This window comes from Chryseotalea sp., from assembly GCF_057350905.1.
This window is the reverse complement of sequence record NZ_JBMRCF010000008.1, coordinates 35,493-57,760: the sequence shown is the minus strand read 5'-3', so window position 1 is coordinate 57,760 and position 22,268 is coordinate 35,493. Positions and strand designations below refer to the sequence as shown.

The 22,268-nt window shown below is 39.7% G+C and carries 25 protein-coding genes; 11 read left to right on the top strand and 14 right to left on the bottom strand.

Annotation, left to right across the window (positions count from 1 at the left end; genetic code table 11):
- Window positions 1–51: 51 nt before the first annotated feature.
- The 4 genes from ACO1XM_RS08580 to ACO1XM_RS08565 all read right to left on the bottom strand — a co-directional run bounded on the left by ACO1XM_RS08580 (window position 52) and on the right by ACO1XM_RS08565 (window position 3,173).
- A complete protein-coding gene (locus tag ACO1XM_RS08580; protein WP_486227887.1) occupies window positions 52–1,125 on the bottom strand; it encodes a serine hydrolase domain-containing protein in 1,074 nt (357 codons plus the stop codon).
- A 110-nt stretch (window positions 1,126–1,235) separates the two neighbouring features.
- Window positions 1,236–1,724 carry a hypothetical protein gene (locus ACO1XM_RS08575; RefSeq protein WP_486227885.1) on the bottom strand — a complete coding sequence of 163 codons (489 nt, stop codon included), beginning with the start codon at window positions 1,722–1,724 and terminating at the stop codon, window positions 1,236–1,238.
- Between the two features lie 19 nt (window positions 1,725–1,743).
- Window positions 1,744–2,559: an SDR family oxidoreductase gene (locus tag ACO1XM_RS08570; RefSeq protein ID WP_486227883.1), complete on the bottom strand. Its 816-nt coding sequence runs from the start codon at window positions 2,557–2,559 to the stop codon at window positions 1,744–1,746.
- A gap of 38 nt (window positions 2,560–2,597) precedes the next feature.
- On the bottom strand, window positions 2,598–3,173 hold the full coding sequence (locus ACO1XM_RS08565; RefSeq protein WP_486227881.1) for a TetR/AcrR family transcriptional regulator: 576 nt from the start codon (window positions 3,171–3,173) through the stop codon (window positions 2,598–2,600).
- Window positions 3,174–3,327: 154 nt separating this feature from the next.
- Here ACO1XM_RS08565 and ACO1XM_RS08560 point away from each other — a divergent pair, with 154 nt between their 5' ends.
- The 3 genes from ACO1XM_RS08560 (at window position 3,328) to ACO1XM_RS08550 (ending at window position 5,390) form a co-directional block, all read left to right on the top strand.
- Window positions 3,328–3,885, top strand: a complete 558-nt coding sequence (locus ACO1XM_RS08560; protein WP_486227879.1) for a carboxymuconolactone decarboxylase family protein — start codon at window positions 3,328–3,330, stop codon at window positions 3,883–3,885.
- Between the two features lie 26 nt (window positions 3,886–3,911).
- Window positions 3,912–4,370 carry a YHS domain-containing (seleno)protein gene (locus tag ACO1XM_RS08555; RefSeq protein ID WP_486227877.1) on the top strand — a complete coding sequence of 153 codons (459 nt, stop codon included), beginning with the start codon at window positions 3,912–3,914 and terminating at the stop codon, window positions 4,368–4,370.
- Between the two features lie 141 nt (window positions 4,371–4,511).
- A complete protein-coding gene (locus tag ACO1XM_RS08550) occupies window positions 4,512–5,390 on the top strand; it encodes a helix-turn-helix domain-containing protein (protein ID WP_486227875.1) in 879 nt (292 codons plus the stop codon).
- A 61-nt stretch (window positions 5,391–5,451) separates the two neighbouring features.
- On the opposite strand, the gene ACO1XM_RS08545 is transcribed toward ACO1XM_RS08550, so the two are convergent.
- On the bottom strand, window positions 5,452–5,811 hold the full coding sequence (locus ACO1XM_RS08545) for a winged helix-turn-helix transcriptional regulator (protein ID WP_486227873.1): 360 nt from the start codon (window positions 5,809–5,811) through the stop codon (window positions 5,452–5,454).
- Between the two features lie 118 nt (window positions 5,812–5,929).
- On the opposite strand from ACO1XM_RS08545, the gene ACO1XM_RS08540 reads away from it, so the two are divergent.
- Window positions 5,930–6,814: an NmrA family NAD(P)-binding protein gene (locus ACO1XM_RS08540; RefSeq protein WP_486227871.1), complete on the top strand. Its 885-nt coding sequence runs from the start codon at window positions 5,930–5,932 to the stop codon at window positions 6,812–6,814.
- Between the two features lie 41 nt (window positions 6,815–6,855).
- Here the strand turns inward: ACO1XM_RS08540 and ACO1XM_RS08535 are convergent, their stop codons facing one another.
- Window positions 6,856–7,539: a DUF2461 domain-containing protein gene (locus tag ACO1XM_RS08535; protein ID WP_486227869.1), complete on the bottom strand. Its 684-nt coding sequence runs from the start codon at window positions 7,537–7,539 to the stop codon at window positions 6,856–6,858.
- A 9-nt stretch (window positions 7,540–7,548) separates the two neighbouring features.
- The gene (locus ACO1XM_RS08530; RefSeq protein WP_486227867.1) at window positions 7,549–7,926 is read right to left on the bottom strand and encodes a winged helix-turn-helix transcriptional regulator; all 378 of its coding nucleotides are present in this window, start codon (window positions 7,924–7,926) and stop codon (window positions 7,549–7,551) included.
- 140 nt (window positions 7,927–8,066) lie between these two features.
- Between ACO1XM_RS08530 and ACO1XM_RS08525 the strand changes: the two genes are divergently transcribed.
- A complete protein-coding gene (locus ACO1XM_RS08525) occupies window positions 8,067–8,717 on the top strand; it encodes an NADPH-dependent F420 reductase (protein ID WP_486227865.1) in 651 nt (216 codons plus the stop codon).
- Window positions 8,718–8,861: 144 nt separating this feature from the next.
- On the opposite strand, the gene ACO1XM_RS08520 is transcribed toward ACO1XM_RS08525, so the two are convergent.
- Window positions 8,862–10,214: an aldehyde dehydrogenase family protein gene (locus ACO1XM_RS08520; protein ID WP_486227863.1), complete on the bottom strand. Its 1,353-nt coding sequence runs from the start codon at window positions 10,212–10,214 to the stop codon at window positions 8,862–8,864.
- A 112-nt stretch (window positions 10,215–10,326) separates the two neighbouring features.
- Here ACO1XM_RS08520 and ACO1XM_RS08515 point away from each other — a divergent pair, with 112 nt between their 5' ends.
- The 4 genes from ACO1XM_RS08515 (at window position 10,327) to ACO1XM_RS08500 (ending at window position 13,155) form a co-directional block, all read left to right on the top strand.
- Complete coding sequence (locus ACO1XM_RS08515) at window positions 10,327–11,022, top strand: SDR family NAD(P)-dependent oxidoreductase (protein WP_486227861.1); 696 nt, start codon at window positions 10,327–10,329, stop codon at window positions 11,020–11,022.
- Between the two features lie 37 nt (window positions 11,023–11,059).
- Window positions 11,060–11,488, top strand: coding sequence for a MarR family winged helix-turn-helix transcriptional regulator (locus ACO1XM_RS08510; protein ID WP_486227859.1), 429 nt, complete (start codon window positions 11,060–11,062; stop codon window positions 11,486–11,488).
- Between the two features lie 117 nt (window positions 11,489–11,605).
- Entirely contained in the window at window positions 11,606–12,451 is an 846-nt protein-coding gene (locus tag ACO1XM_RS08505) for a pirin family protein (RefSeq protein WP_486227857.1), read from the top strand.
- On the top strand, window positions 12,448–13,155 hold the full coding sequence (locus tag ACO1XM_RS08500; protein WP_486227855.1) for a pirin family protein: 708 nt from the start codon (window positions 12,448–12,450) through the stop codon (window positions 13,153–13,155). The genes ACO1XM_RS08505 and ACO1XM_RS08500 overlap by 4 nt, the downstream gene beginning before the upstream one ends.
- A 128-nt stretch (window positions 13,156–13,283) precedes the next feature.
- Here the strand turns inward: ACO1XM_RS08500 and ACO1XM_RS08495 are convergent, their stop codons facing one another.
- The 3 genes from ACO1XM_RS08495 to ACO1XM_RS08485 form a co-directional block, all read right to left on the bottom strand.
- Window positions 13,284–14,132, bottom strand: a complete 849-nt coding sequence (locus ACO1XM_RS08495) for a DUF4249 domain-containing protein (RefSeq protein ID WP_486227853.1) — start codon at window positions 14,130–14,132, stop codon at window positions 13,284–13,286.
- A gap of 3 nt (window positions 14,133–14,135) precedes the next feature.
- Window positions 14,136–16,415 carry a TonB-dependent receptor gene (locus ACO1XM_RS08490; protein WP_486227851.1) on the bottom strand — a complete coding sequence of 760 codons (2,280 nt, stop codon included), beginning with the start codon at window positions 16,413–16,415 and terminating at the stop codon, window positions 14,136–14,138.
- 259 nt (window positions 16,416–16,674) lie between these two features.
- Complete coding sequence (locus ACO1XM_RS08485; protein WP_486227849.1) at window positions 16,675–17,424, bottom strand: DUF3108 domain-containing protein; 750 nt, start codon at window positions 17,422–17,424, stop codon at window positions 16,675–16,677.
- 195 nt (window positions 17,425–17,619) lie between these two features.
- Between ACO1XM_RS08485 and ACO1XM_RS08480 the strand changes: the two genes are divergently transcribed.
- Complete coding sequence (locus tag ACO1XM_RS08480; protein ID WP_486227847.1) at window positions 17,620–18,645, top strand: sensor histidine kinase; 1,026 nt, start codon at window positions 17,620–17,622, stop codon at window positions 18,643–18,645.
- Between the two features lies 1 nt (window position 18,646).
- Window positions 18,647–19,339 carry a LytR/AlgR family response regulator transcription factor gene (locus tag ACO1XM_RS08475; RefSeq protein WP_486227845.1) on the top strand — a complete coding sequence of 231 codons (693 nt, stop codon included), beginning with the start codon at window positions 18,647–18,649 and terminating at the stop codon, window positions 19,337–19,339.
- A gap of 21 nt (window positions 19,340–19,360) precedes the next feature.
- Here the strand turns inward: ACO1XM_RS08475 and ACO1XM_RS08470 are convergent, their stop codons facing one another.
- From ACO1XM_RS08470 to ACO1XM_RS08460, 3 genes are all read right to left on the bottom strand, one after another.
- On the bottom strand, window positions 19,361–20,422 hold the full coding sequence (locus tag ACO1XM_RS08470; RefSeq protein WP_486227843.1) for a hypothetical protein: 1,062 nt from the start codon (window positions 20,420–20,422) through the stop codon (window positions 19,361–19,363).
- A gap of 155 nt (window positions 20,423–20,577) precedes the next feature.
- A complete protein-coding gene (locus ACO1XM_RS08465) occupies window positions 20,578–21,198 on the bottom strand; it encodes an alpha/beta hydrolase (protein WP_486227841.1) in 621 nt (206 codons plus the stop codon).
- A complete protein-coding gene (locus ACO1XM_RS08460) occupies window positions 21,198–22,157 on the bottom strand; it encodes a ring-cleaving dioxygenase (protein ID WP_486227839.1) in 960 nt (319 codons plus the stop codon). Before ACO1XM_RS08460 ends, ACO1XM_RS08465 begins: the two co-directional genes overlap by 1 nt.
- Window positions 22,158–22,268: the final 111 nt, after the last annotated feature.

Sequence of the window (22,268 nt, the reverse complement as noted above, 5' to 3'; positions counted from 1 at the left end):
TAGTAAAAACTTATCATTTTGAATGATCATGTTTATGGCAGAACTATGCTATTAGTTGACAATTATTTCATTGAGCTTCTCCCAGATATCATCCTGAAACAAAAAGGGTACTAAGGAGTTGTCGGGCACGTCACCCATTCTGATCATGATTAAATTTTGTGAAGGCACTATGTTAATTAACTGACCATTCTTACCCATAGCCGCAAACATATCTGGTGGTGCGGCAGGTGTTACAGACGAAGGAATGATCAGTTGTGAACCGGGCGCCATAAAGGAGGCTTTACCATTCAGCCAGGTGAGGTAACCATAAGAGAGATTGAGATTTTGAGAAGAAGCTGAGAGCAGTTCCACATACTCCTTTGGTACTACTTGAGTGTCGTTCCACTTGCCTTTGCTTAATAGTAGCAGGCCAAAGCGAGCCATGGATCGTGCTGTACTGTAGTATACATTGTTATCACCGGTTTGAATATACTGTCCATCCATGCCTATGGTGATTTTTAAATTGTCGTTTAAAAAAGTATTCAGGCTTTTGCCGGTGCTGCTTGCGATTACCTCGTCAAGTAGTGTATAGGGTGCGTTGTGATATGCCCAGCGTGTACCGGGTTCTGCTTTAAACACAAGGCAGGCAGGTGTAGTACAATCAGGATTAGCCACACCATCATCCAGTCCTGTAGTCATGGTGAGTTGGTGACGTACTGTAATTTTATTTTCTTGTGTTGGGGTGAGAGAGGTCCAACCCATGCCTAGATAATCAGATGTTTTGGCATCAAAGTTTAATGAACCTTGTTCTTCTGCAATACCAGCCAACACAGAAGTAAGTGTTTTGCCAGCAGAAGCCCAGTACCAATTACTGCTTGCTGAAAAATTGGTTACATTATCAAACTGTTTTCCATAATACTCTTCAACAACAATTTTCCCATCTTTTAAAATGATAAAAGCACGGGTGTTATTCGCTTCCAAAAAAGTATTCAAGGCCTCCAGCTTAGCAACATCCCAACCCAAAGATGTGGGACTTGTGCTTTCCCAGCTGCTGTTATTGGTTGGAAAATAGAGTTTAGCAGGAGTGGGATCTTCTTTCTTATTGCAACCGAGTAAAAATAGAGCAATAAGGGGCAGATATTTCATGGCAAATCAATTTCAGTTTTGATAGTATTGCTAATAAACTTTAGCAGCTACGAAATATCGGAATATTTTTTAATATGTCGAGGCGAATTTGTCACTACATAAAGTGTACACTACTGTTGACTAGTAGCGGCTGCTCGGTAAATTCCCCCTCTTCTTTCAGCAAAAACATCTGCGGTAAGCATCAGTGTACCTTGTAATAGCAAACCCACCCCAAGGCCAAGCCAGAATTCTTTTGATGGGGACAGCATTATGAGTAGAAGTCCTGCAATAGTAAAGGCGATCTCTATTTTTTTATAAATAGAAAAATTAGTCATCACCTTATTCATGCGATCAGACTCAGTGCTTACAAAATCTGTTTTACTTTTTTGATACAATGCCTCGAGTGTTGCTATTTGTTGATCACTCCTGAAGAAGACAGTTCCGCCTACTGCTAGTTGAATCAATCCTATAAGTATGGCAGGTATAGCAAATCCCTTATAGAATGTTTCGCCCCATTTAATGAGGGCATAGGTTGAAAATCCTATAAGTATAATGCCTATTGCCATAAATATCAGGCTTTCTGATTTTTCAGCGTTGAAGTAAGTCTTGATAAATTCCATATACTTAGTTTTAATTGAATTAGATCTTATAGCTTTGTTTAACCAGCCAGAAGAATAAGCGTTCGGGCAGAATTCTTTTTAAAGGCAATAATACATTGGCGGGATAAGCAATAGGATAACGCATTTTTGTTGAATGATCGTTAGCAGCTTTGAAAATTACTTTAGCTACCACATCAGCAGAGGCACCTTTCTCACCGGCATCCATGCTAACCGCTTCGCATTGCTTCACTAAAGTATCATAGGCATTGGTATAAGCTGGTTTAGTAAAGGCCCTGCTTCTACCATAAAAATCTGTTTTAATAGCACCGGGCTCAACTAGTTTAAGTTTGATATTGAATTGCCCAAGCTCGTATTGTAAGGATTCAGTAAAACCCTCTACTGCCCACTTGGTACCGTGGTAAATGCTGTACAACGGAAAGGCTACCCGACCCCCAACACTGGCAATCTGTACGATACTACCGCCCCTTTGTTCGCGCATAATTTTGATGGCTTCACGAGTCACGCGCATTAAGCCAAATACGTTGGTATTAAATTGCTTCTCAATAAATTCATCACTCATTGACTCAAATACCCCATCAGCACCAAAGCCGGCATTGTTCACAACCACATCAATTCTGCCAAAATCTTTCTGAATTAATTTTAATGCATTTTCAACGCTAGTACTACTGGTAACATCCAGGGCATAGAGCTTTACATTGCTGATTTTTGTAAGCTCATTTTCTTTTTCCGGAGTACGAAGGGTTGCGGCTACATTCCATCCTTGCTCAGCAAAATAAAGTGCGGTCGCTTTTCCGATGCCGGAAGAACTACCGGTGATGACAACTGTTTTTTTCATAATGAGTGAATTTTTGTTCATTTATCGTTTAAATTTTTTTAAATACTTATTCCCCGTAAAGCAATGTCGTATAGGTCTTCTTTTATATTTTTATTTATAACTAATTTTTTATCCATATGGAGCTTTACGATTTCATAGATCGGCCCCATTAACTGGCTCAACAAGAGTTGAATCGGTAACTTCCTTACTTTTTTTTGTTTGATACCCTGTTGTAGAAATTCTTCAAGTGGTTTTAATAACTCGTCCCCAAGTGCTTTCGTTTTTTTTGTTAAATAAGAAGTATGTGCGAATTGTTCAATAAAAAGCATACGCTCAGGCTCTTTCAAACTGAGCTCTAAATAATTGAACCAGAGATTTCTGAAATTTACTTCAAAGCTGTCTTTAGCATTGTATACTGAAAGCAAACGGTGTGTTTTGGCTGTTTTTAGGGATAGAAATAGCTCGTTAATCAATACCTCTTTGTTTTTAAAATAGATATAGAGTGTGCCCGTAGCCAGACCGGCAGCTTTGGCCACATCGGCCATTTTTAGTCCATTAAAGCCAGTTTTTAGCACAATTTTAAGCGTGGCTTCAAAAATGACTTCAATTTTGCTATCGTCTTTGGGTCGTGCCATGGCACAAAAATAACTGAATATTTATTCATTTATAGCCTAATCTCAGGTATTTAAGAAAATTGTCCATGTAAGTGCGCCCTTTGTCCATGTTAGCTAGCCTTAGACTCCACCACTTTTGTATCGTCAATAGGGACAAAAAATTAAGCAAATCAATATGGAAAACTTAATCGCGTTAAATCCTGACCAAGCATCAGGAAAAACCAAGGAATTATTCAATGCTGTACAACAAAAATTAGGAATGGTGCCGAACATGATGCGCACCATGGGCAACTCTTCCGCTGTGCTGGAAGGCTACCTGAATTTTAGTGGTGCCTTGAGTGCCGGTAAGCTGGGTGCTAAAACCAGCGCCTTACTTGCACTCACCGTTGCAGAATTGAATGCCTGCAATTATTGTCTTTCTGCACACTCTTTTATAGGTGAGAAACTGGTGGGCCTCGACAAGGAAACCTTAACAGCCGCCAGAGAGGGTAAAAATGCTTCACCCAAAATACAAGCAGCTTTAAATTTTGCCACTGCGCTTGTTATTAAAAAAGGTGGTGTTTCTACAAATGACATACAAGCAGTAAAGGACGCTGGTTATGCTGATGGAGAAGTAAGTGAGATTATTGCTCAGGTAGCGCTAAACATTTTTACCAATTACCTCAATAAGGCTGCCAACACACAAATCGACTTTCCTGAGGTGAATGCTTACGCAGAAGTCGCTTCAGTTTAATTAGTAACAACTTAAATTTAAATAATATGAAAAATCTACAATCAGTACTCGTTTTTATTTTCTTTCTAACCATTATCAGTACCTATGCACAAGTAGCGCCTGTTGATGATAAGGGTATCGCCATTGGTGGCTATGATGTTGTGGCCTATTTTTCGAATAAAGCAGTGAAGGGTAATGCCTCAATTAAGGCAACACACGAAAAAGTAACCTATTTATTTTCTAGTAAGGAAAACAAGGAAGCATTTGTTAAAAACCCGGCAAAGTACTTACCCGAATATGATGGTTATTGTGCCTGGGGCGTAGGAGCGAAAGCCACAAAATTTCCTATTAACCCTGAGACCTTTAAAATTGTTGATGGAAAATTGTATTTGTTTTTCAACGGACCTTTCAACGGATCTAACTTCAATACCTTGGAGGCCTGGAATACTGACGAACCAAACCTATTAAAGGCCGCAGAAAAAAATTGGCCTCAGGTTAAACAGTAAGTAGTAAATTCAAGTGAGCATATTGGTATGGAGAATTAGGATAGTCCAGTTCTCCATACCTATGTTTACTTAAATGGTTACGAACTAAAATGATTTACTATATTTTATTAATCATTATTTCTATTCTACCATAAAATCGCTATGCAAAATCAAACTGTTTTTACCATGATCAACGAACAAAATGGAAATCTGGCTTTCAAGATTTTTTCATTTGAAGATGCGCATGCCTTTGATCATGTACAGCGACAAAATTACTTCACCCTGATCTGGATTACAGAAGGCCGGGGGAAACTAAAAGCAGATTTTGCAGACTATGCCTTTGAAGCCGGAGCGCTCTTGTCCTTTTCACCTTACCAGCCTTTTATGATTTACGATAGCACAGACGTTAAGGGGCACGCTATTCATTTCCACTCAGATTTCTTCTGCATACTCAAGCACCATAAAGAAATATCCTGCAATGGCTTATTGTTTAATAATGTTTACGATCCACCCATTACCTTAATTACTGAAAGTACTGCTGCACAGCTAACAACATTGATTAAGCAGATTAAAGCAGAAATGCAAAATCCTGCTTTAGCCCAATACGAATTGTTAGTTGCTTATCTTAAAATATTGCTGATTAACGTTACGCGATTAAAATCAGAACAGCTACCAGCGAGTAAAGAACTGAAAGCTGATGGAGAACCTTTTGTTTTGCAAAAACTCAAGGATGCCATTGAAGAACATTATAAAACAAAACATTCGGCAAGCGACTATGCTGACATGCTACATGTGAGTCCCAAGGCGCTTGGGAAAATCGCTAAAAGCTATTTTAACAAAACGCTTACCGATTTAATTGCTGAACGCATTATTATTGAAGCCAAGCGCGAACTTTATCTGACTAAAAAGCCGGTGAAAGAGATAGCAGCTGCTTTGGGTTACCAGGATGAGTATTACTTCAGTCGTTTTTTTAAAAATAATGCAAACATTTCACCTCAAGTGTACCGTGATACAGTAGGCTTTGGCAGGGGCGAAGCCTGATTAAATGGCTAATCACCCGAAGCATTTGCAAATAATCCTCATGCCAAACTTGTCTTACGCTTTATGCAGAGACTAATTTTTCCTGTTTTACTTTTTCATTAATAACATACTTCAATCCCCACTCTTTTAGCGAGTCCACAACCTTAAGCAGGGCCATGCCTTTGGGTGATAAAGCGTATTCTACACGGGGTGGTATTTCCGCATAAATGGTTCGCACTATGATGCCATCACTTTCCAGTTCGCGCAACTGTGTAGTAAGCATCTGTTTGCTGATGTCTTTTAACATCATACTCATCTTACCGAAACGCCTGACATCGTTATTGATCAGATGAAGAATAAGGAGTTTCCACTTGCCACCAATTACTTCCATGGTGGCTGTAACGGGGCAGTTTTCCAGATCATTCAATGATTTATTTTTCATAAGTATCTGTAAATCAATATTAGTCTAAAATTTATGACTATATCATAATATTATAACTAGACGCAATATACAGACTTTAGTACTAACCTTGTAGCGTAAAAAAAGAAAAACAACACATATGAAAAAGTATCTCATTACAGGATCGTTAGGAAACATCAGTAAGCCGATTGTAGAGGGTTTAGTGAAGGGTGGAAACTCAGTATCAGTGATAACAGGCTCGCGTGATCGCGTGGCGGACATAGAAAAGCTCGGAGCAAAAGCACTCGTGGGCAATTTGTTTGATGCATCATTCGTTATCAGTGCCTTTCAGGATATTGATGTTGCCTATACTATGATTCCGCCCATTTGGCAGACAACAGAATGGCGTAAATCTCAAAATGAAATCGCCAATCATTATTTTAATGCCTTACAAAACAGCAATGTTAAATATGTTGTAAACTTGAGCAGCATAGGGGCAGAATTAGGCAAGGGTGTTGGTCCGGTAGATGGACTTTATGACTTTGAGCAACTGCTCAATAAATTACCCCAACTTCATGTGAAGCATTTAAGGCCATCTTTCTTTTTTCAAAACTTTTACACTCAGGTGCCACTCATTAAGCAAGCAGGCATTATGGGTGCTAATTTTGGTGAAGGAGAAAAAATGTTTTTAGTACACACAAAAGATATTGCTGCTGCTGCCCTGGAAGAACTTTTGTCGCTGAACTTTACAAATAAATCTGCGCGTTACATTATTAGTGATGAGCGAAGTGGACAGGAAGTTGCTGCTGCCATAGGTAAGGCAATAGGGAAGGAACTTAACTGGGTAGTGTTTAGCGATGAACAACAGAAATCCGGTATGCTACAAGCTGGCCTTTCTGAAACACATGCCGATAGTTACGCCACGATGGGTAAGGCCTTACGTGAGGGTACCATTCAGGAAGGAGCCAGAAAAAATTTACCTGCTTTTAGTAAAACCAAATTGGAGGACTTTGCTAAAGAGTTTGCCCTGGTTTTCACAGCCTAATACATGAATGAAGCAGCTTGCTTATCGAGCTGCTTTCATTTTTATTTAATGATGAGTTCACCATTCTGATTGGTTGTCAGAATCTCAGTCGTGTAATCGAAGAAGGGTCTTATGGCTTTGAAATCATTGTTTACCTGTTTAAGAAAATCTTTTGACAAGACCTCTTTATCGGTGTATGATTTCTCAAACCAAAATTGTTTATGGCGTAATAGATGTATGGCTTCATGATCTTTGGGGAATCCCTTCGGTGCAGTTTTAACCGTTTCACCCTGCATGGCGCCAAAAGTATTGTTCAGCTTTTTATTCTTCAAGAGCTTGTACCAATCTTCATAGTTGATAGCAATGTCCTGACGGATACGCAGCAGGTCTTCAGCATTTGGATAAGTAAAACCACAGCCTATCCGTGATGCACCGGGTTTAATCCAGAAGTAATAGCCACCGCGTAAGAAGGGTTTTAACCTTTTAAAATTACCCGCAAAGCGTGGATTATATGGAGCCTTGTCTTTTGAAAATCGAACATCATTATAAATTCTGTACAAGGCTTCTTTGCCAGTAGCCGTTTTAAGTTGATCGTGCTTGCTAAGCTGAGCTAATAATACATCAAGCCATTCCATCATGTTTTCTTGCGAAGCCAGATAACGTTCTTTATTTTTTTGAAACCAATCACGGTTATTATTACGTGCTAAGGCTTTAAGAAAGTCGAGTGTAGATTTTTGGATAGTCATACGAAGTAATTATTTCTTATTCACTTTTACCATCTTACCATCTTTTTGAGCTTTAGTTCTTCCCCACAAAGCCATGGCTTCTAATACAGGAATTAGCGTTTTTCCTTCTTTAGTTAATTCATACTCAACTCGAGGCGGTACTTCTGGATAAAGGGTGCGTTTAATAAAACCATCTTCTTCGAGAGCACGTAATTGCAGGGATAACATTTTATCTGTTATGTCAGGAATAAACTCTTTTAATTCGCTGAATCTTTTTTTGTTATTTCTCAAATACCAAAGTACAACGGTTTTCCATTTACCTCCTACAAATGCGGAAGTAATGTCTAAAGCACAGTGGTATTCCTCGCCTTTGATGATGAATTTGTATTGCTCTTGATTTATTTTCATATTTTTTTTATATCTATTTTATTCGATTCAGACTCATTTTTCCAATTCGGTCAATCTTGACAGTAGCTGTTATGCCTGATATGATATTGCAAAGTGCCCCTGTAAAACTATACTTTTGAAAGTAAATAACTAGAAGAAATATGAAAATTAGCGTATTAGGAACAGGGATGGTGGGGGATACCATCGGTTCGCGTTTAATAGAATTAGGTCATGAAGTAATGATGGGCTCACGTTCAAGCTCTAATGAAAAGGCACTTGCATTCGTGGCTAAGCATGGCGCACGGGCAGGAACATTTGCTGATGCAGCTGCTTTCGGAGAACTTATTTTCAATTGTACTAAAGGTGATAGTACAATTGATGCTTTGAAACTGGCAGGTCCTGTCATGAACGGTAAAATTTTAATCGATGTTGCTAACCCACTAGACTTTAGCAATGGCGCTCCTCCCTCTTTAATTCCTTCATTATCCAACACGAATTCGCTTGGTGAAGAAATTCAAAAAGAATTTCCAGCAATAAAGGTTGTTAAGACATTAAACACTATGTGGTGTGGTTTAATGGTTAATCCTTTAATGATTGGTGAGGGTAATCATACAAATTTTATTTGTGGTAATGATGCTGAGGCCAAAGCAAAGGTAAAATCTTTATTAAATCAGTTTGGATGGAAGAATGAAAACCTTTTAGACCTTGGTGATATTAGCAATGCCAGAGGCACTGAAGCTGTGTTGCCAATTTGGTTGAGGGTTTGGTCTGCAACTAAAAATGGTGCTTTTAATTTTAAGATCGTTAGTTAAGGAATGGTAAGCTTTAGCTGTTGATCCGCTTAGGTACAGATGGCCTTATCAAAAGTAGATATTCTAAAAGAACTATCCTTCTGGCCGTTGAAAGCGGAAGCAAGCAGCGGTCAGATGGATTTGGGTAAAACGCGGATTAGCAGATTAATTAATGATAATTGCCTTTTCATTCACAAATGATCTAAAGCCCAAGTCACCTAACTCCCTACCAAAGCCCGAATTTTTAATGCCACCAAAAGGAATGCGTGGATCTGATTTGGTGTAATCGTTAATCACCACAGTACCGGCTTCAATGCTATGCGCCCAGGCAATAGCTTGTGCTTCGTCTGTAGCCCAAACAGAAGCAGCTAATCCAAAATTTGTATTGTTGATATCAGCAGCTAAAGAGTTTTCATTTTTGTAGGGGATAAGATTAATTACAGGCCCAAAAATTTCTTCCTGATTCATAGGGTTGCTGGCTTCACTCACGATGATGCCTGGTGTAAAAAATACACCTTGTACTTCAGCCCCGGTAATTCTTCGTGCACCATACTGTATGGCCTGTTTTACCTGTGCATCTAATTGTTGTACAAATTCAAACCTGGCAACAGGCCCCAGGTTAATGCCCTCTTCCAACGGATTGCCTAAGCGCAAGGTCTTTAACTTATCCTGCAGGTAAGTAATAGCTTCATTAAGTTTTTGCTCTTGCACAAAAATACGCTTGGCAGCAATGCATGATTGTCCGGCATTAAATGTTCGCGACTGAAAAGCACCATCAAGTGCTTTATGGAAAATAGCATCATCTAAAATAACCAGGGCGTCAGCACTGCCCAGTTCCAGCACTGTTTTTTTCAGGTATTTTCCGGCCAATGCACCCACCGCACTTCCTGCCTTAACACTGCCTGTTAAACAAACACCTTGCACAGCATCATGCGCAATTACCTGTTCTACCTGAGGGATGTCTATTATAAGTGATTGAAATATGTTGGGAAATTCTACTGAGGTAAACAACTCATGTAAGGCAAGAGAGCAGGCACTTGTGCTTGGCGCATGCTTGAGTAAAACAGTATTACCTGCCAGCAGGTTAGGAATAGCATATCGAAATACTTGCCAGAAGGGATAGTTCCAAGGCATGATGCCAAAAACTGTTCCCGTGGGGGCTAGTGTATAAATAACCTTTTTATCCGGATACGCTTCTTCTCGTGCTTGCAAGAATACAGGTGCTTTTTCAATATAATAATCGCAGAGTAAGGCACATTTATCAAGTTCAGCTACGGCCTGAATTAAAGGCTTTCCCATTTCTGAGCTGATAAGTCTAGCGTAGGTATCGCGCTTATTGATCAGCTTGCTTTTTATACTGCTTATATAATCTTGTCTTGCAGAAACTAGGGTGTTTTTCCAGGTTTGGAAAGCTAAATTGCTCTTTAACAGACATTGATCAATTTCTTGATGCGATTGAAAAGCATATGTTTCAATGATTTGTTGTGTAAAAGGGTTGACTGTGGAGAATGTATTCATATAAAGGAAACCTTGCCAAGCGCTTAGGTAGATGCTAAACGTCAGGAATTAAATTTGGTTTAATAGATCAATACAGAAAATTTCCTGTAAAATTGATCATAAATTTCTGCTTATGGAAAGAAAAGTAATACTGGTGACAGGCGCTAACAAAGGCATCGGTTTTGAAATTGTTAAACAACTGGCAAAGCTTGGTCATGAAGTATTTTTAGGGGCCCGAAATGAGCAAAATGGAAGAGAGGCACTTAAAGTATTAGAAATGGGTAACCTCACGGCCCATGTGCTGCAATTAGATATCGCCAATGAAGCCAGTATAAAAATGGCAGTAAGCCAAGTGCAACATCAATTTGGCAGACTGGATGTACTCATTAATAATGCAGCAATTCTTTTAAAAGAAGACCAGTCTTTATTAAACAATAGTTGGGCAGTTATTAAAGAGAGTGTACAAACAGATGCTATGGCACAACTTGAAGTAACAAGGCACTTTCAAACTCTGCTCCGTAAAGGTAGTCGCATCATCATGACTTCAAGTGAAGGCGGCAGCATGAGCGATCCGGTTGGTGGCTGGTCGCCCGCGTATTGCGTTGCCAAATCATTATTGAATGCCATTACGCGACATCTGGCTTACGAATACAGTTCGCGACAAATTAGTGTAAATGCTTTTTGTCCGGGTTGGGTTAAAACCGATATGGGTGGAAAATCTGCGCCACGCAGTGTGCAACAAGGCGCTGATACTGCTGTTTGGTTAGCTACAGCGGAGAAGATTTCTAGCGGCAAGTTTTTCAGAGATCGGGTGGAAATTCCCTGGTGACCTGTACTTTTATAATTACTTATCGTATAAAACTGTAATGGATATAGAACATAATTTTGGAAGGTACATCGGGCGCATAAATTATTTATTAAGCCGAAAGCTTACACAATTAAATGAGAAATCAGGCAATGGCATAACAGCCGACCAATTCAGACTATTAACCCATTTATGGAAACAAGATGGTACTACACAGCAGTCCTTGGCGCAATTGTTGGGGCGAGATCGCGCCAGTGTTACCCGTATGGTAGATATACTGGAGGCACAAGGTGTACTGAAGCGGATAGCCGATAATAGCGACCGCAGGGTAAAGCGGATCGTACTTACACGCGAAGGAAAATTATTGAAGACAAAGGCCTACAAAGCAGCCGGGAAATCGCTTGAAGTTGCCTTGAAAGGCATTTCAAAAGCGGACCAAACCGTGCTTATGTCCCACCTAAAAAAAGTTATTCATAACCTTAAAAGCTGATTTTTTTAGCCAATTTGTTGCGTAATCAACAATTGTATAAGCAACTATATAATTTTTAACCGTTTGTTGAATCTTTTTTAATTGTTCATGGTTTTTAAATAGATCAAATAACCTAATATGGACAGCAATTTTAAAAAAATAACTACCGTCAATCAGCTAGCCTTCAAACAGGCATTTCCGGGATTAAGAGGTGTCGACATTTTTGCACACCAATATCCGATAGAACCTTTTCTTGTTTTTACAGAGTACTACATGGATAAACCTGTGTTTGGACCACATCCGCATGCAGGTATATCAGTGCTCACGTACATGCTTCCTGATAGTAAGGAGAGTTTTATTAATCGCGATAGCAACGGGGATTTCAGTACGATAGAACCGGGAGGCTTGCACATTACACAAGCAGGCAGCGGTATTCATCACGATGAATTTCCAACAGGAAATGGTCATGAAGCACACGGATTTCAAATCTGGATTAATCATACTGAAAAAGACAGAATGGTTGAACCTAAAGCTATACACGCCAATGCTAATCAGGTAAAAGAAGTACACTTACCAACTGCAACAGTAAGAATTCTCCATGGTGCCTTTCAGCATGAGCGTACCACTTACCAATTAAAGACAGATGTTACTTTACTTCATGTACTTGTCAAGCCTAAGCAGTCTATAAATCTTGATGCAAAGGAGATGGCATTTATCTATACACTTGCCGGTAATGGAAAAATTGAGGATACAAACTTGAAGCCACAACAACTAATCAATTTTTCAGAGGAAGGAACTAGCATAAAGTTGAGTGCAGGCTCAGAAGGTCTTTCATTGATGTTCGCAAGTGCGCAACCTCTTCATGAACCCATTGTTTATGGCGGCCCATTTGTGATGACAAGCCATGAACAAATGAATGAAACAAAAAGAAATTACGCAGCAGGTAAAATGGGTCACTTGGCACCTTATCAAATAAAAAAATGAAAATATTACTAAGACGCTCTCAAGACCGTTGGCATAAAGAAGATGCCATGAAAAAAAGTGCTTATGCCTTTGTTCCTTATCAAACACATTTTGGTGAACTCTGTGGTTTTGCGGATGACATAGTTTTTCCAGGCCAGGGATTTGGCATGCATCCCCATCAGAATATGGAGATCAGCACAATTGTAATCGATGGAGCACAACATCACAAAGACAATACAGGAGCTGAAGGATTTATTGATCCAACGGCTGTGCAAACAATGAGCGCAGGCACAGGTATTATGCATAGTGAGTTTAATGCCTCAACAACAACCTCTTTTCACAGTTATCAGATTTGGGTGTATCCGAAGAAACTAGACGTCAAGCCTCTTCACCATAAGTTCAGCTTTAAACCTTCAGATAAATTGAACAAAGTACTGCTGACCATATCACCTGACGGTAGAGAGAATACGGCTGTGATTAATCAGGATGCATTTTTTAGTCTTACTTCATTGTTGAATGGCGTTTCTATTGACTATAAAATGCAAATGCCTGGCAATGGTGTTTACGTACATTGTGCAAAAGGCTCAGTACAAATAGGAGAAACATTACTTCAGGAAGGTGATGCTCTCGGTGTTTATGAAACCGATATGATTAGCCTAATGGGCAAACAAGACAGTGAACTCATTTTTGTGGAAGTGCCCATGCAAAGAGGTATTAAGATTTAGCCGGTTGCAGTGAATCACTGCTCCTGCTCAATCAAGATGTTACTGAGTAATCGTATGAGAAAATAGCAATGTTCTAAAAAAAATGGACTTGAAGTATTAACTGAACAAGGAACATCAATAATCCAACATTACTCTAAAATGAATACCCTTACATCGGGGGTGTGCAGGTTGAAAAATCCATAGCCACCTTGCACGTTGGTTGGGTAGTTAATCGGTTCACCCGCAAACTCCACAAAGCTAAATCGATTATCACTTCTTACTTTTAAGAAATCGTAATAGGCTTTACTAATGTTGGCCATGGAAACGGCTATCGAGTCGCCTTCAGAAAATTCCTGAAAAAGTACATTAAAGGTTTCGGCTTTTTCCTGGCCATCAAATTCCTTGTCGTCAAAAAGTTTAGTGAAAATCCTTGGGTTTACCAGACTGCTCAATTCCTGCGATGACCTGAATCGCTGCACATTAATCATGTAATAGTTGTCGCTCACAGGATCGGTTAGGCGATAAGCTATTTGTGCAAGCGAATCGAATCCATTATCAAAAATGGTGGCACTTACTTCATCAAAGGAAACGAAATCCGGAATGCGTGTTACGGCACTAACCGATCCTAATAAAGTGGTATTGACAGTTAAGGTGTAGTCTACATTGTTTTGCCAATCCAATATGATATTCCCGTATAGACCATTGCCAAGATTTTCAAGGGTGTCAAGGTTTTCATTTACCTTGAGTGTTACCAATGCATCACTAATGGCAATTTGTTCAATAAGGCTTTCCGGATCGCTGTCATCTCCGGCATCCAGCGCTCCAATACTTTTAGAAACAAAGACAACTAAACCCGTATTAGGAATAATTTGTGAAGACACAACAATTTTTGTTTCAAGTTTTGGAATATCATCCACAGGAAGGGGCTCGGGTAAGCAACTTGACAACAAAAATGTTGCTATTAAAATGTATAAGTAGGTAAATGCTTTTACAGTCATCGCTTAAAATTTAAATCCATAACTGATAAAGGGTAATAAACCGAAAAGTCCTGGTTGTTCATATCGGAAAGAACCATCGGGATTCGGCACAATGTTAATACCAAGGGGTGTGGCTCTATTGTAAGTATTGTACACACCTACAAACCACTCACTCCTAAATTTTTTTGTTGCTAATGATTGATACTTTAAACCAAGATCTAATCTATGCGTATCTGCCAACTTTACTGAGTTAATGCTGGCATACACTGGAATTAACTGAACACCACCCAAGGTAGTGCTGGGTACAATGTATTGACCAATGATGGGTGTAAAACGAGAGCCTGAAATAAATTCGAACACACCGGAAAGTGAGAAACGTTTTCCTAGTTCATAATTAAGTACAAGAGCTCCGTTGTGTCTGCGGTCGTACCGTGCTAAAAACCAATTACCTTGATTTATCTCATCATACTGTCGTAGCGATTTGGAAAGTGTATAACTGATCCAACCTGTAAATTTTCCTTTTTCTTTTTTGATGAGCACTTCAAAACCATATGCTTGTCCGGAACCTTGTATCAACTGATCTTCAAAAGAAGTATTGAGAAAAAGATTAGTGCCCTCTCTGTAGCCAATCAAGTTATTTAAGTCTTTGTAATACGTCTCCAGACTGATGAAGAGATTTTGTTTAGGTAAGTTTTGGTTGAAGGCAAGTGTAAATTGGTCTGCAGTTTGCGGCACCACACGATTCGTTACAGGATACCAGATGTCGGTAGGGAAAGCAACGGCTGCACTGGAGACTCTGTGTATGTATTGCGCCATGCGTGAATAGCTGGCTTTGAGTGCGGCATTCTCTTTTAGTTGATAACGGATGGCTAGGCGCGGCTCCGGATTCAGGTAGAATGTATTGTTAACCGTTACTGATGACAGGCGTAAACCACTACTCCAGCTCCAATCTTTACCTAATTTGCCATCTGCCTGGTAGAATAGTGAGCTTTCGAAACTTTTTTGTGCTTGTGTATTACTACTTTCCAGTAACTGAGAGATTTCACCTGAAGTGGTAATCACATTCGGGCTCACCTGGTGCTGTACAAGGTCAAAGCCAACGGTTTGACTAAAAGCATCTGTCAGCTTTTGTGTTAGCGTCCAGTTGGCACCCCAGTCCAGTATATTCGAATTGGTGAAGAGCCTGCTTTCTTCAAATTGATTTTCGATAGTGTAACGAAAGGAAGTTCTGTAAAGGCGAAGCGTAGAATTAAGTGCTTCGTTCATTTTTCTTTTCCATAAAAAAGTTTGTCCACTGTTGGCAATGGTAAAGTCGCTGGTGAATCGGAAGTTACTGGCAGTGTCTCTTCCTGTTCTTACAAAATTCAGCACGTCTTCGCCTACATAATGTGTAAACTCAAAGCGGTCTTTTTTATTAGCCTGATAAATGATTTTGGCGTTGATGTCATAAAAGAAATAAGGCAGTGTTTCGCCTACAGCCTTTACCACCTGGTCCACATAGGTTCTGCGGCCAGCTACCCAAACCTCCAATTTATTTTTAAGAATGGGTTGGCGTATCATCAGTCTGGATGCCAATAGCCCAACGTTGCCCGACACCATGGTTTTCTCTGCCATTCGTGATTTGGTATTCACATTTAAAATGGAAGAAAGTCGTCCGCCATAGTTAGCCGGAAAAGCGCCATTGATAGATTCAACCCCCTCCAATATGTCGGGGTTGAAAACCGATAGAAAACCAAAGAGATGGCCGGTATTATAAACAGGAGCACCATCTAACAACACCAGGTTCTGATCCGCAGCACCACCACGTACAAATAAATCAGTGGTGCCTTCTACACCCTTTGAAACCCCTGGTAATAATTGAATAGTTTTAATTAAATCGGCTTCACCGCCCAAAACAGGAATAGCGTTAATCTCTTTTTCACTTAAGGTAAGTGTACTGGATCGGGTGGAGATTAATTGATCGGATTGTAAAATCTGACTTGACTTAATCACTACCTCATTTAATTGTTCACTGATCAACTGAAGCGTAAATAGCAGGGTAGTATCTCTTTTTAATTGGAGTGTTTGCCTGAGTGTTGCATAACCTGTATACCTGATTTCTAAGCTAAGACTACCAGCTGCATAAGTAAATGAGAATTTACCATTGACATCTGTTACAAAAGCTTTATTGGTTTCGGGTATCAGGATGTGTGCAAGCGGCAAAGCTTCCCCCTCACTGTCAAGCACTTTTCCTGCAATCGTGTACTGCTGAGTAAAAGCGGAAAAGCTGACCAGGTTTAATATCAATACTACTACGCATCGCATGCCATAAAAACCAAAATCCAGTACTAAAGTTCGTAAAAATTATTTTTATACCTCAGTAAACGTAGCTCTCCGGATAATATTGGCTTTCTGGCATTAAATCGGATGCCTGCCATGGCAGTGCAAGCAAAGTATGCACTTACCCTGGCGGCATCGGTTTAAGGCCTTAGCTGATATAAAATAGTTGTGCTTTTATCATAGAATTGAATTGAAATGTTGGAGAAAGGAATGTAAGCCAGCGTACTAGCATGCATTATTTCACTTACATATTCGTGGCGAGTTTCACTTTATAGCGTGTACCCATACCAAAGTCTTCCTCCATTTTAATAACCTCTCTATTTTTTTTGCTGATATAGAAAACCGCATATGATTTAGCATTATAATCAATGCGTAGTTTCCAGCAGTCGATTTGTTTACCATCAATAGTATTTACTTTTTCCGACCCTGTAACTTTGTACTCATAAAATTGCGGGTTGCTTCTGCCACCAGGATGATAAAAGTTAATGGCAAAACGCTTGCCCTCTTTTAAATCCAGTAGTGTAAAGGTTTCTAAATCCAATTCCCAGTTAAGTGGTTTTTGGGTAATTAATTCAAAAGCTGCTTTTTTATTATTCGCAACTGAATCGGAACCTTTTATTTTATTATCGTAAAAATCAAAAGCTTCAATGCCCGTTCTTGATAAGATGGTTTTGTGGTAGGTGGGTAAGTAGTTTTCTTTATCCACCAAAGAATACACATAACGGTAATCAGTGCTGTCAGCGCCATACCAATGCTGCACAACTTCAATGTGATCTTTACCATTTATTTGTTTAATGGCGACTTTCCGGTCCCAGACAAATGTTTTGCTTTGTTTAGGCATTTGTTTAAACTTAATAAACACCAGGTACTGGCTTGTGCCTTGCTTTAACGAAGCCTCTATTAACTTTTTCGGGATAGCATAAATGGTATCAACCTGTGCTTTCAATGTTGAGAAATAGAGTGTCAGGCTCAGTGTAAGGATAAATTTTGTCATAACTTTTTATTGGTAGTTACGAATGCGTTAGAGTTCCGTTAAAAAATATCAATGGACTGCATAGAAAAATCATCGAAATGAACTGATCCATCAACAGCCTCAATCCGTTGAATGAATCTTATATTTTGTTGATCCGTTGAAAGGCTTGATTGAAGTTTTACAATCATTGATCAGGTTTAGCTATATTAACCCAGCATGAAGTCATCATTTTTCTCCCGGCATCGGATGTTGATGCTGCACCTATCTTTCTGGCTTGCTTACTTCACCTACAGCATTTACGATCTCCAGGCTTATTTAGGCCTGGTTAAAGGCGCTGGGTATATTTCTCTTCGGTTGAGTTTTTTGGTATTGGCAAGTTACCTGCATTACTTTTTGATTTTGCCTTTTTGGCTGACGGAGAAGAAGATCTGGCAATACATCAGCTGGTTATTGTTGCTGATTGCTGGAGTGGTGAGCCTCAGAATTTTTGCAGAGAATTTAATCTTACCACAGATCGTGAAGAATGAAGCCTACTACCAAACAGTAAAGCTTAGCCGGATTGTTAGTACCTTTTGGGATACAATAGTGTTTATGATGTTTACCGGAATGATTCGATTTACAGTTGATCGTTTTGATTTTGAATCGAGACAGAAACAATTGGAGAATGAAAAACTGGTAGCCGAGCTTAATTATTTGAAAGCACAAATCAATCCTCACTTTTTATTTAACACCTTGCATAATTTAAATTACCTGGTGTATACCGGTTCTGCCAAAGCAACTGAGGTAATCATTAAGCTGTCGAATATCATGCGTTACATGATTTACGAAGCGAATAAAACAGAAGTTCCTTTGAAACACGAGGTTGATTACCTCCATGATTATATTCACCTCGAGTCAATCAGACTCAGTCAGGTGCTGAATCTTACTTTTGAAAAAGAAGGAGATATGGATAATGTGAATATTGCACCCCTTACCCTCATTACCTTATTGGAAAATGCTTTTAAACATGGTGTGCGGGATACGGAACAGGATTGCTGGATAAAACTGAAACTGAAAATTGAAAAGGGTGTCATTTACTACCAAGTATCCAACCGTATTCTTGGTATCGATCCTACCCGACAGGCATCAGGTTTTGGCTTAGAGAATTTGCGAAGACGTTTACAACTAGGCTACCCCAATCGGCACAGTTTGCAAATCACTAAACAAAATGAAGTATATACCGTTCAACTACAATTGAGATAATATGATTCGCTGCCTGATTGTTGATGATGAGCCCTATGCGCGTAAGCTTCTGGAAGAGTTTATTCAGAAAACAGAAGAGCTTACCCTCGTGGCTTCTGCTAAAAATGCGCTAGAGGCGCGCACCATGCTGACTAAGCAAAAGATTGATCTTATTTTTCTGGATATACAAATGCCCGAATTAACAGGTATAGATTTCCTGAAGTCAAGTTCCCATACACCCCTCGTTGTTTTCACTACTGCTTACGCAGAATATGCCTTGCAAGGTTTTGAGCTTGATGCTGTTGATTATCTATTGAAGCCTTTCGATTTCAACCGCTTCTTAAAGGCAGTAAACAAAATTACAGAGCGATTCCAACTAAAAACTTCGCATACGCCACCGGTTCAAGGAAATGACAAGGATTATATTTTTGTAAAAGACGGTACACGTTTGGTTAAAATAGATTTGGGTTCAATTCTTTATATTAAAGGTTCTCGTGAGTACGTTACTTTTGTAACCAAGACAAGTAAAACCATGACTTTGATGTCGATGAAGCAGCTGGAGCAAGAACTACAGGATGATTTTGTTCGCATCCATAATTCTTTTATTATACGCTTGGGTGCTGTTGATGAGATTACTAAAGACGAAGTAATTATCAATGGTGAAACATTGCCTATTGGTGCTACTTATAAGAAACTATTGCTGCAGAAATTATAGGATTACTTTTCTTAACAAACTTTATTCATAAAAGCTTTTTATGCTTTCAGCCAGATTCAGGTAGCTAGATTGTCCAGTTAAAGCATACATGTAATAAAAGGAAAGTAAGGTGTCAATCCACGCCATTTTTTTTTCTTCTCCTAGAAAGTCTTCACCTCCGGGATATACGCGTGTATTACCCTCAGTGCTTATTTCTCCAGTTGTTAAAACACGCGAAGCTTGCCAGGATGCGCAGCAGACTATTGCTTGTTGCAGTGAAGCGTAGATTGTTTCTGTTGGTTCTATAATGCCAAGTAGTAGAATACCCAGACGAAGTGATACCCCATTATAGCTGCTATCGAATCCATCTCCTTCAATCAGGTAGCCAAGCTCATCTTGTTTCGTTAAAGCGAGTTCAATGAAATCTAGTCCTACTGATTTCGCTTCCTCATTATTTAAGTAAGTGCCCAATGAATAATAGGCCAATGCATCAAAGAGTAAACGATTAGGTGCATTTTGATCGTAGATTTTGAGTATTTCTTTTTGTGATAATAAATAGAGTAACCCCATTTCAATTTTTGGTCGAAGTAAAGCCAATCGCTCACTTAGCAAATCAGGCGGCCTGTTTTGAAACCAGGCAGCTTGCTCAAGCTGGATTAATGAATGCCCGAGTGCAGCTGTAAAAAAGGCGATGCCACTTGACAGATCTCCCTCAGCTGGTTGTCCTTGGTCAGCAAGATTTTCTGGAATGACTAACTCAAAATCACCTGCTGGCTTTTGATAAGCATAGGAATATTCAACTGCCTTAATAAACTTTTCCAAGGCCTCATCACTTTCATACTGCACAGCATAGGAAGCCAGGAACGCAATATCTAATTGGAAGCGTACATGAAAATACGCTTCACGATTTCGACCTAAGGCACCTTCAGGTGTTGGATCTTTGACTAATGCGCTTGTAACCGCTGTGGGCAAAGCCTTGGTCAGGTTGACAAGGTTTGTATGAAGTAAGGGTGTAAACTCACATTTAGCTGGTGTAAAGGGAGATTCAGTTTGGCAGGCTATAGAAAGCATTGCACAAGTGATTAAGGGCAGTACGATTTTCATATTCTTTAGACCTTCGAAATACACCATGGTTTAATGGAAGATTTTAAATCCTTAGGTATTGATGAGCTTTTGCTGTTCACAGAATCAACACCTGCTTAATTTATCTTATTATCTTCTAAAGAACACCCCAAACAATTCGACAGATCTGGATGAGATTAACCCATCAAAATCTTCCCAGCCTCCTGTAATTCGTCCATCACTATCGTATGCGGCCTGTCGTGGTAAACTTTTACTGTAACCTTAGCCCCCATTTTCTCCATCAATTTTTTTGAATCTTCGCTGCGTGTTAGGGGAACATGCGGATCATTCTGACTATTGGCAATAAATACTTGAGTGCCCGCGAAATCACCTTGATAATGTTCAGGATAAACTTTGTCGCCAATTAAACCTCCTGTCAGCGCGAACACTCCCCCCCAGCGTTGGGCATTGCGTGTGGTAAACTCCAAGGTGAGGCAAGCACCTTGCGAAAAACCACCGATGTAAATGTGTTCAGCTGGAATACCTGCTGCCTGAATGTCGTCAACAATACTTTTTACATAAGCCAAAGCACTGCTGAACCAGGGTTCGTTTTGTTGTATGGGCGCTAAAAAGCTCAATGGATACCAGGAGTTGTTGGTCGCTTGTGGGGCAACAATGTAAAAATCATGTACAGGCAGATGTTCGCGCAAGGTTAAAATATCTTCTGCGCTCCCACCCCTGCCGTGCAATAAGATCAAGGCTTTCTTTGCCTGAGGTAATGGTAAGCCTGCTTCTATTATCTTTTTAATATGTGTCATTAGTCCATGAATTTATCCGTATTCACTTTAATGGGTTGTAAGCCCTTTTCAATGCTTGAGCGCGAAGCTTCCTGCCAGGGTGGTAACTTTAAGGCTTCACCTAAATGAGCAGGATGCTCATCGATTGCAAATCCTGGTGGATTGGTAGCAACTTCAAAGAGTATACCCCCGGGTTCGCGGAAATAAATACTATGAAAATATTGTCTGTCTAGCACGGGGGTTACGTTGTAACCTTTCGATAATAATTTTTCACGCACTTCCAGTTGTGAGTTATCATCTGTTGTGGCAAAGGCCAGGTGATGGATAGTTCCGCTACCTCCTACACCACGATCACTTTCCGGTGTGTTGACTATGTCAACAAAATCTCCAGCTACACCACTGGCAGATAGACGAAAACGATTTCCTTTTTCTTTGAGTAATTGATGATCCATGCCGTGCAACAAGAGTGCTGCTGTTCTTTCATAACCCTCTTCCGCAAGTGTTACCCCGTGAAATCCTTTCACAGCATGTTCAATTGGAATTTGTCCATACGTAAAACCAGGCCGCTGATCGTCTTTATTAAAGACTAATTCTAAACCAAGACCATGTACATCTTCAAAGTAAATGAAGAGTTCATCATCAAATCTTTGTTGTGGTGCTTTATGTTGAATGTTGAATTTCTTGAGACGCTTAAGCCAGTAATCAAGACTTGTATCCGGTACAGAAAAGGAGGTGGCTGTCATCTGACCCTTACCATGTCTGCCTTTCATCATTCCCTGAAAAGGGAAGAAAGTCATGATGGTGCCAGGGCTACCCGTTTCATTTCCATAATATAAGTGGTATACATCGGGTGCATCGAAGTTTACCGTCTTCTTCACCATACGCAGGCCTAAAATACCTGAATAAAAATCTACATTCTTTTGAGCATCATCGCCCAGAGCTGTAACGTGGTGTATGCCGTTGATCAGTTGGTTTTTCATAAAATCTATACTTTACATGAATTTTCGCACTTTTTGGAGCAAAAAGCCCTAATCCATGCGCTAATGTCCATATAAACGAGTTAAGATAAAAATAGTTGTATATACAATAAT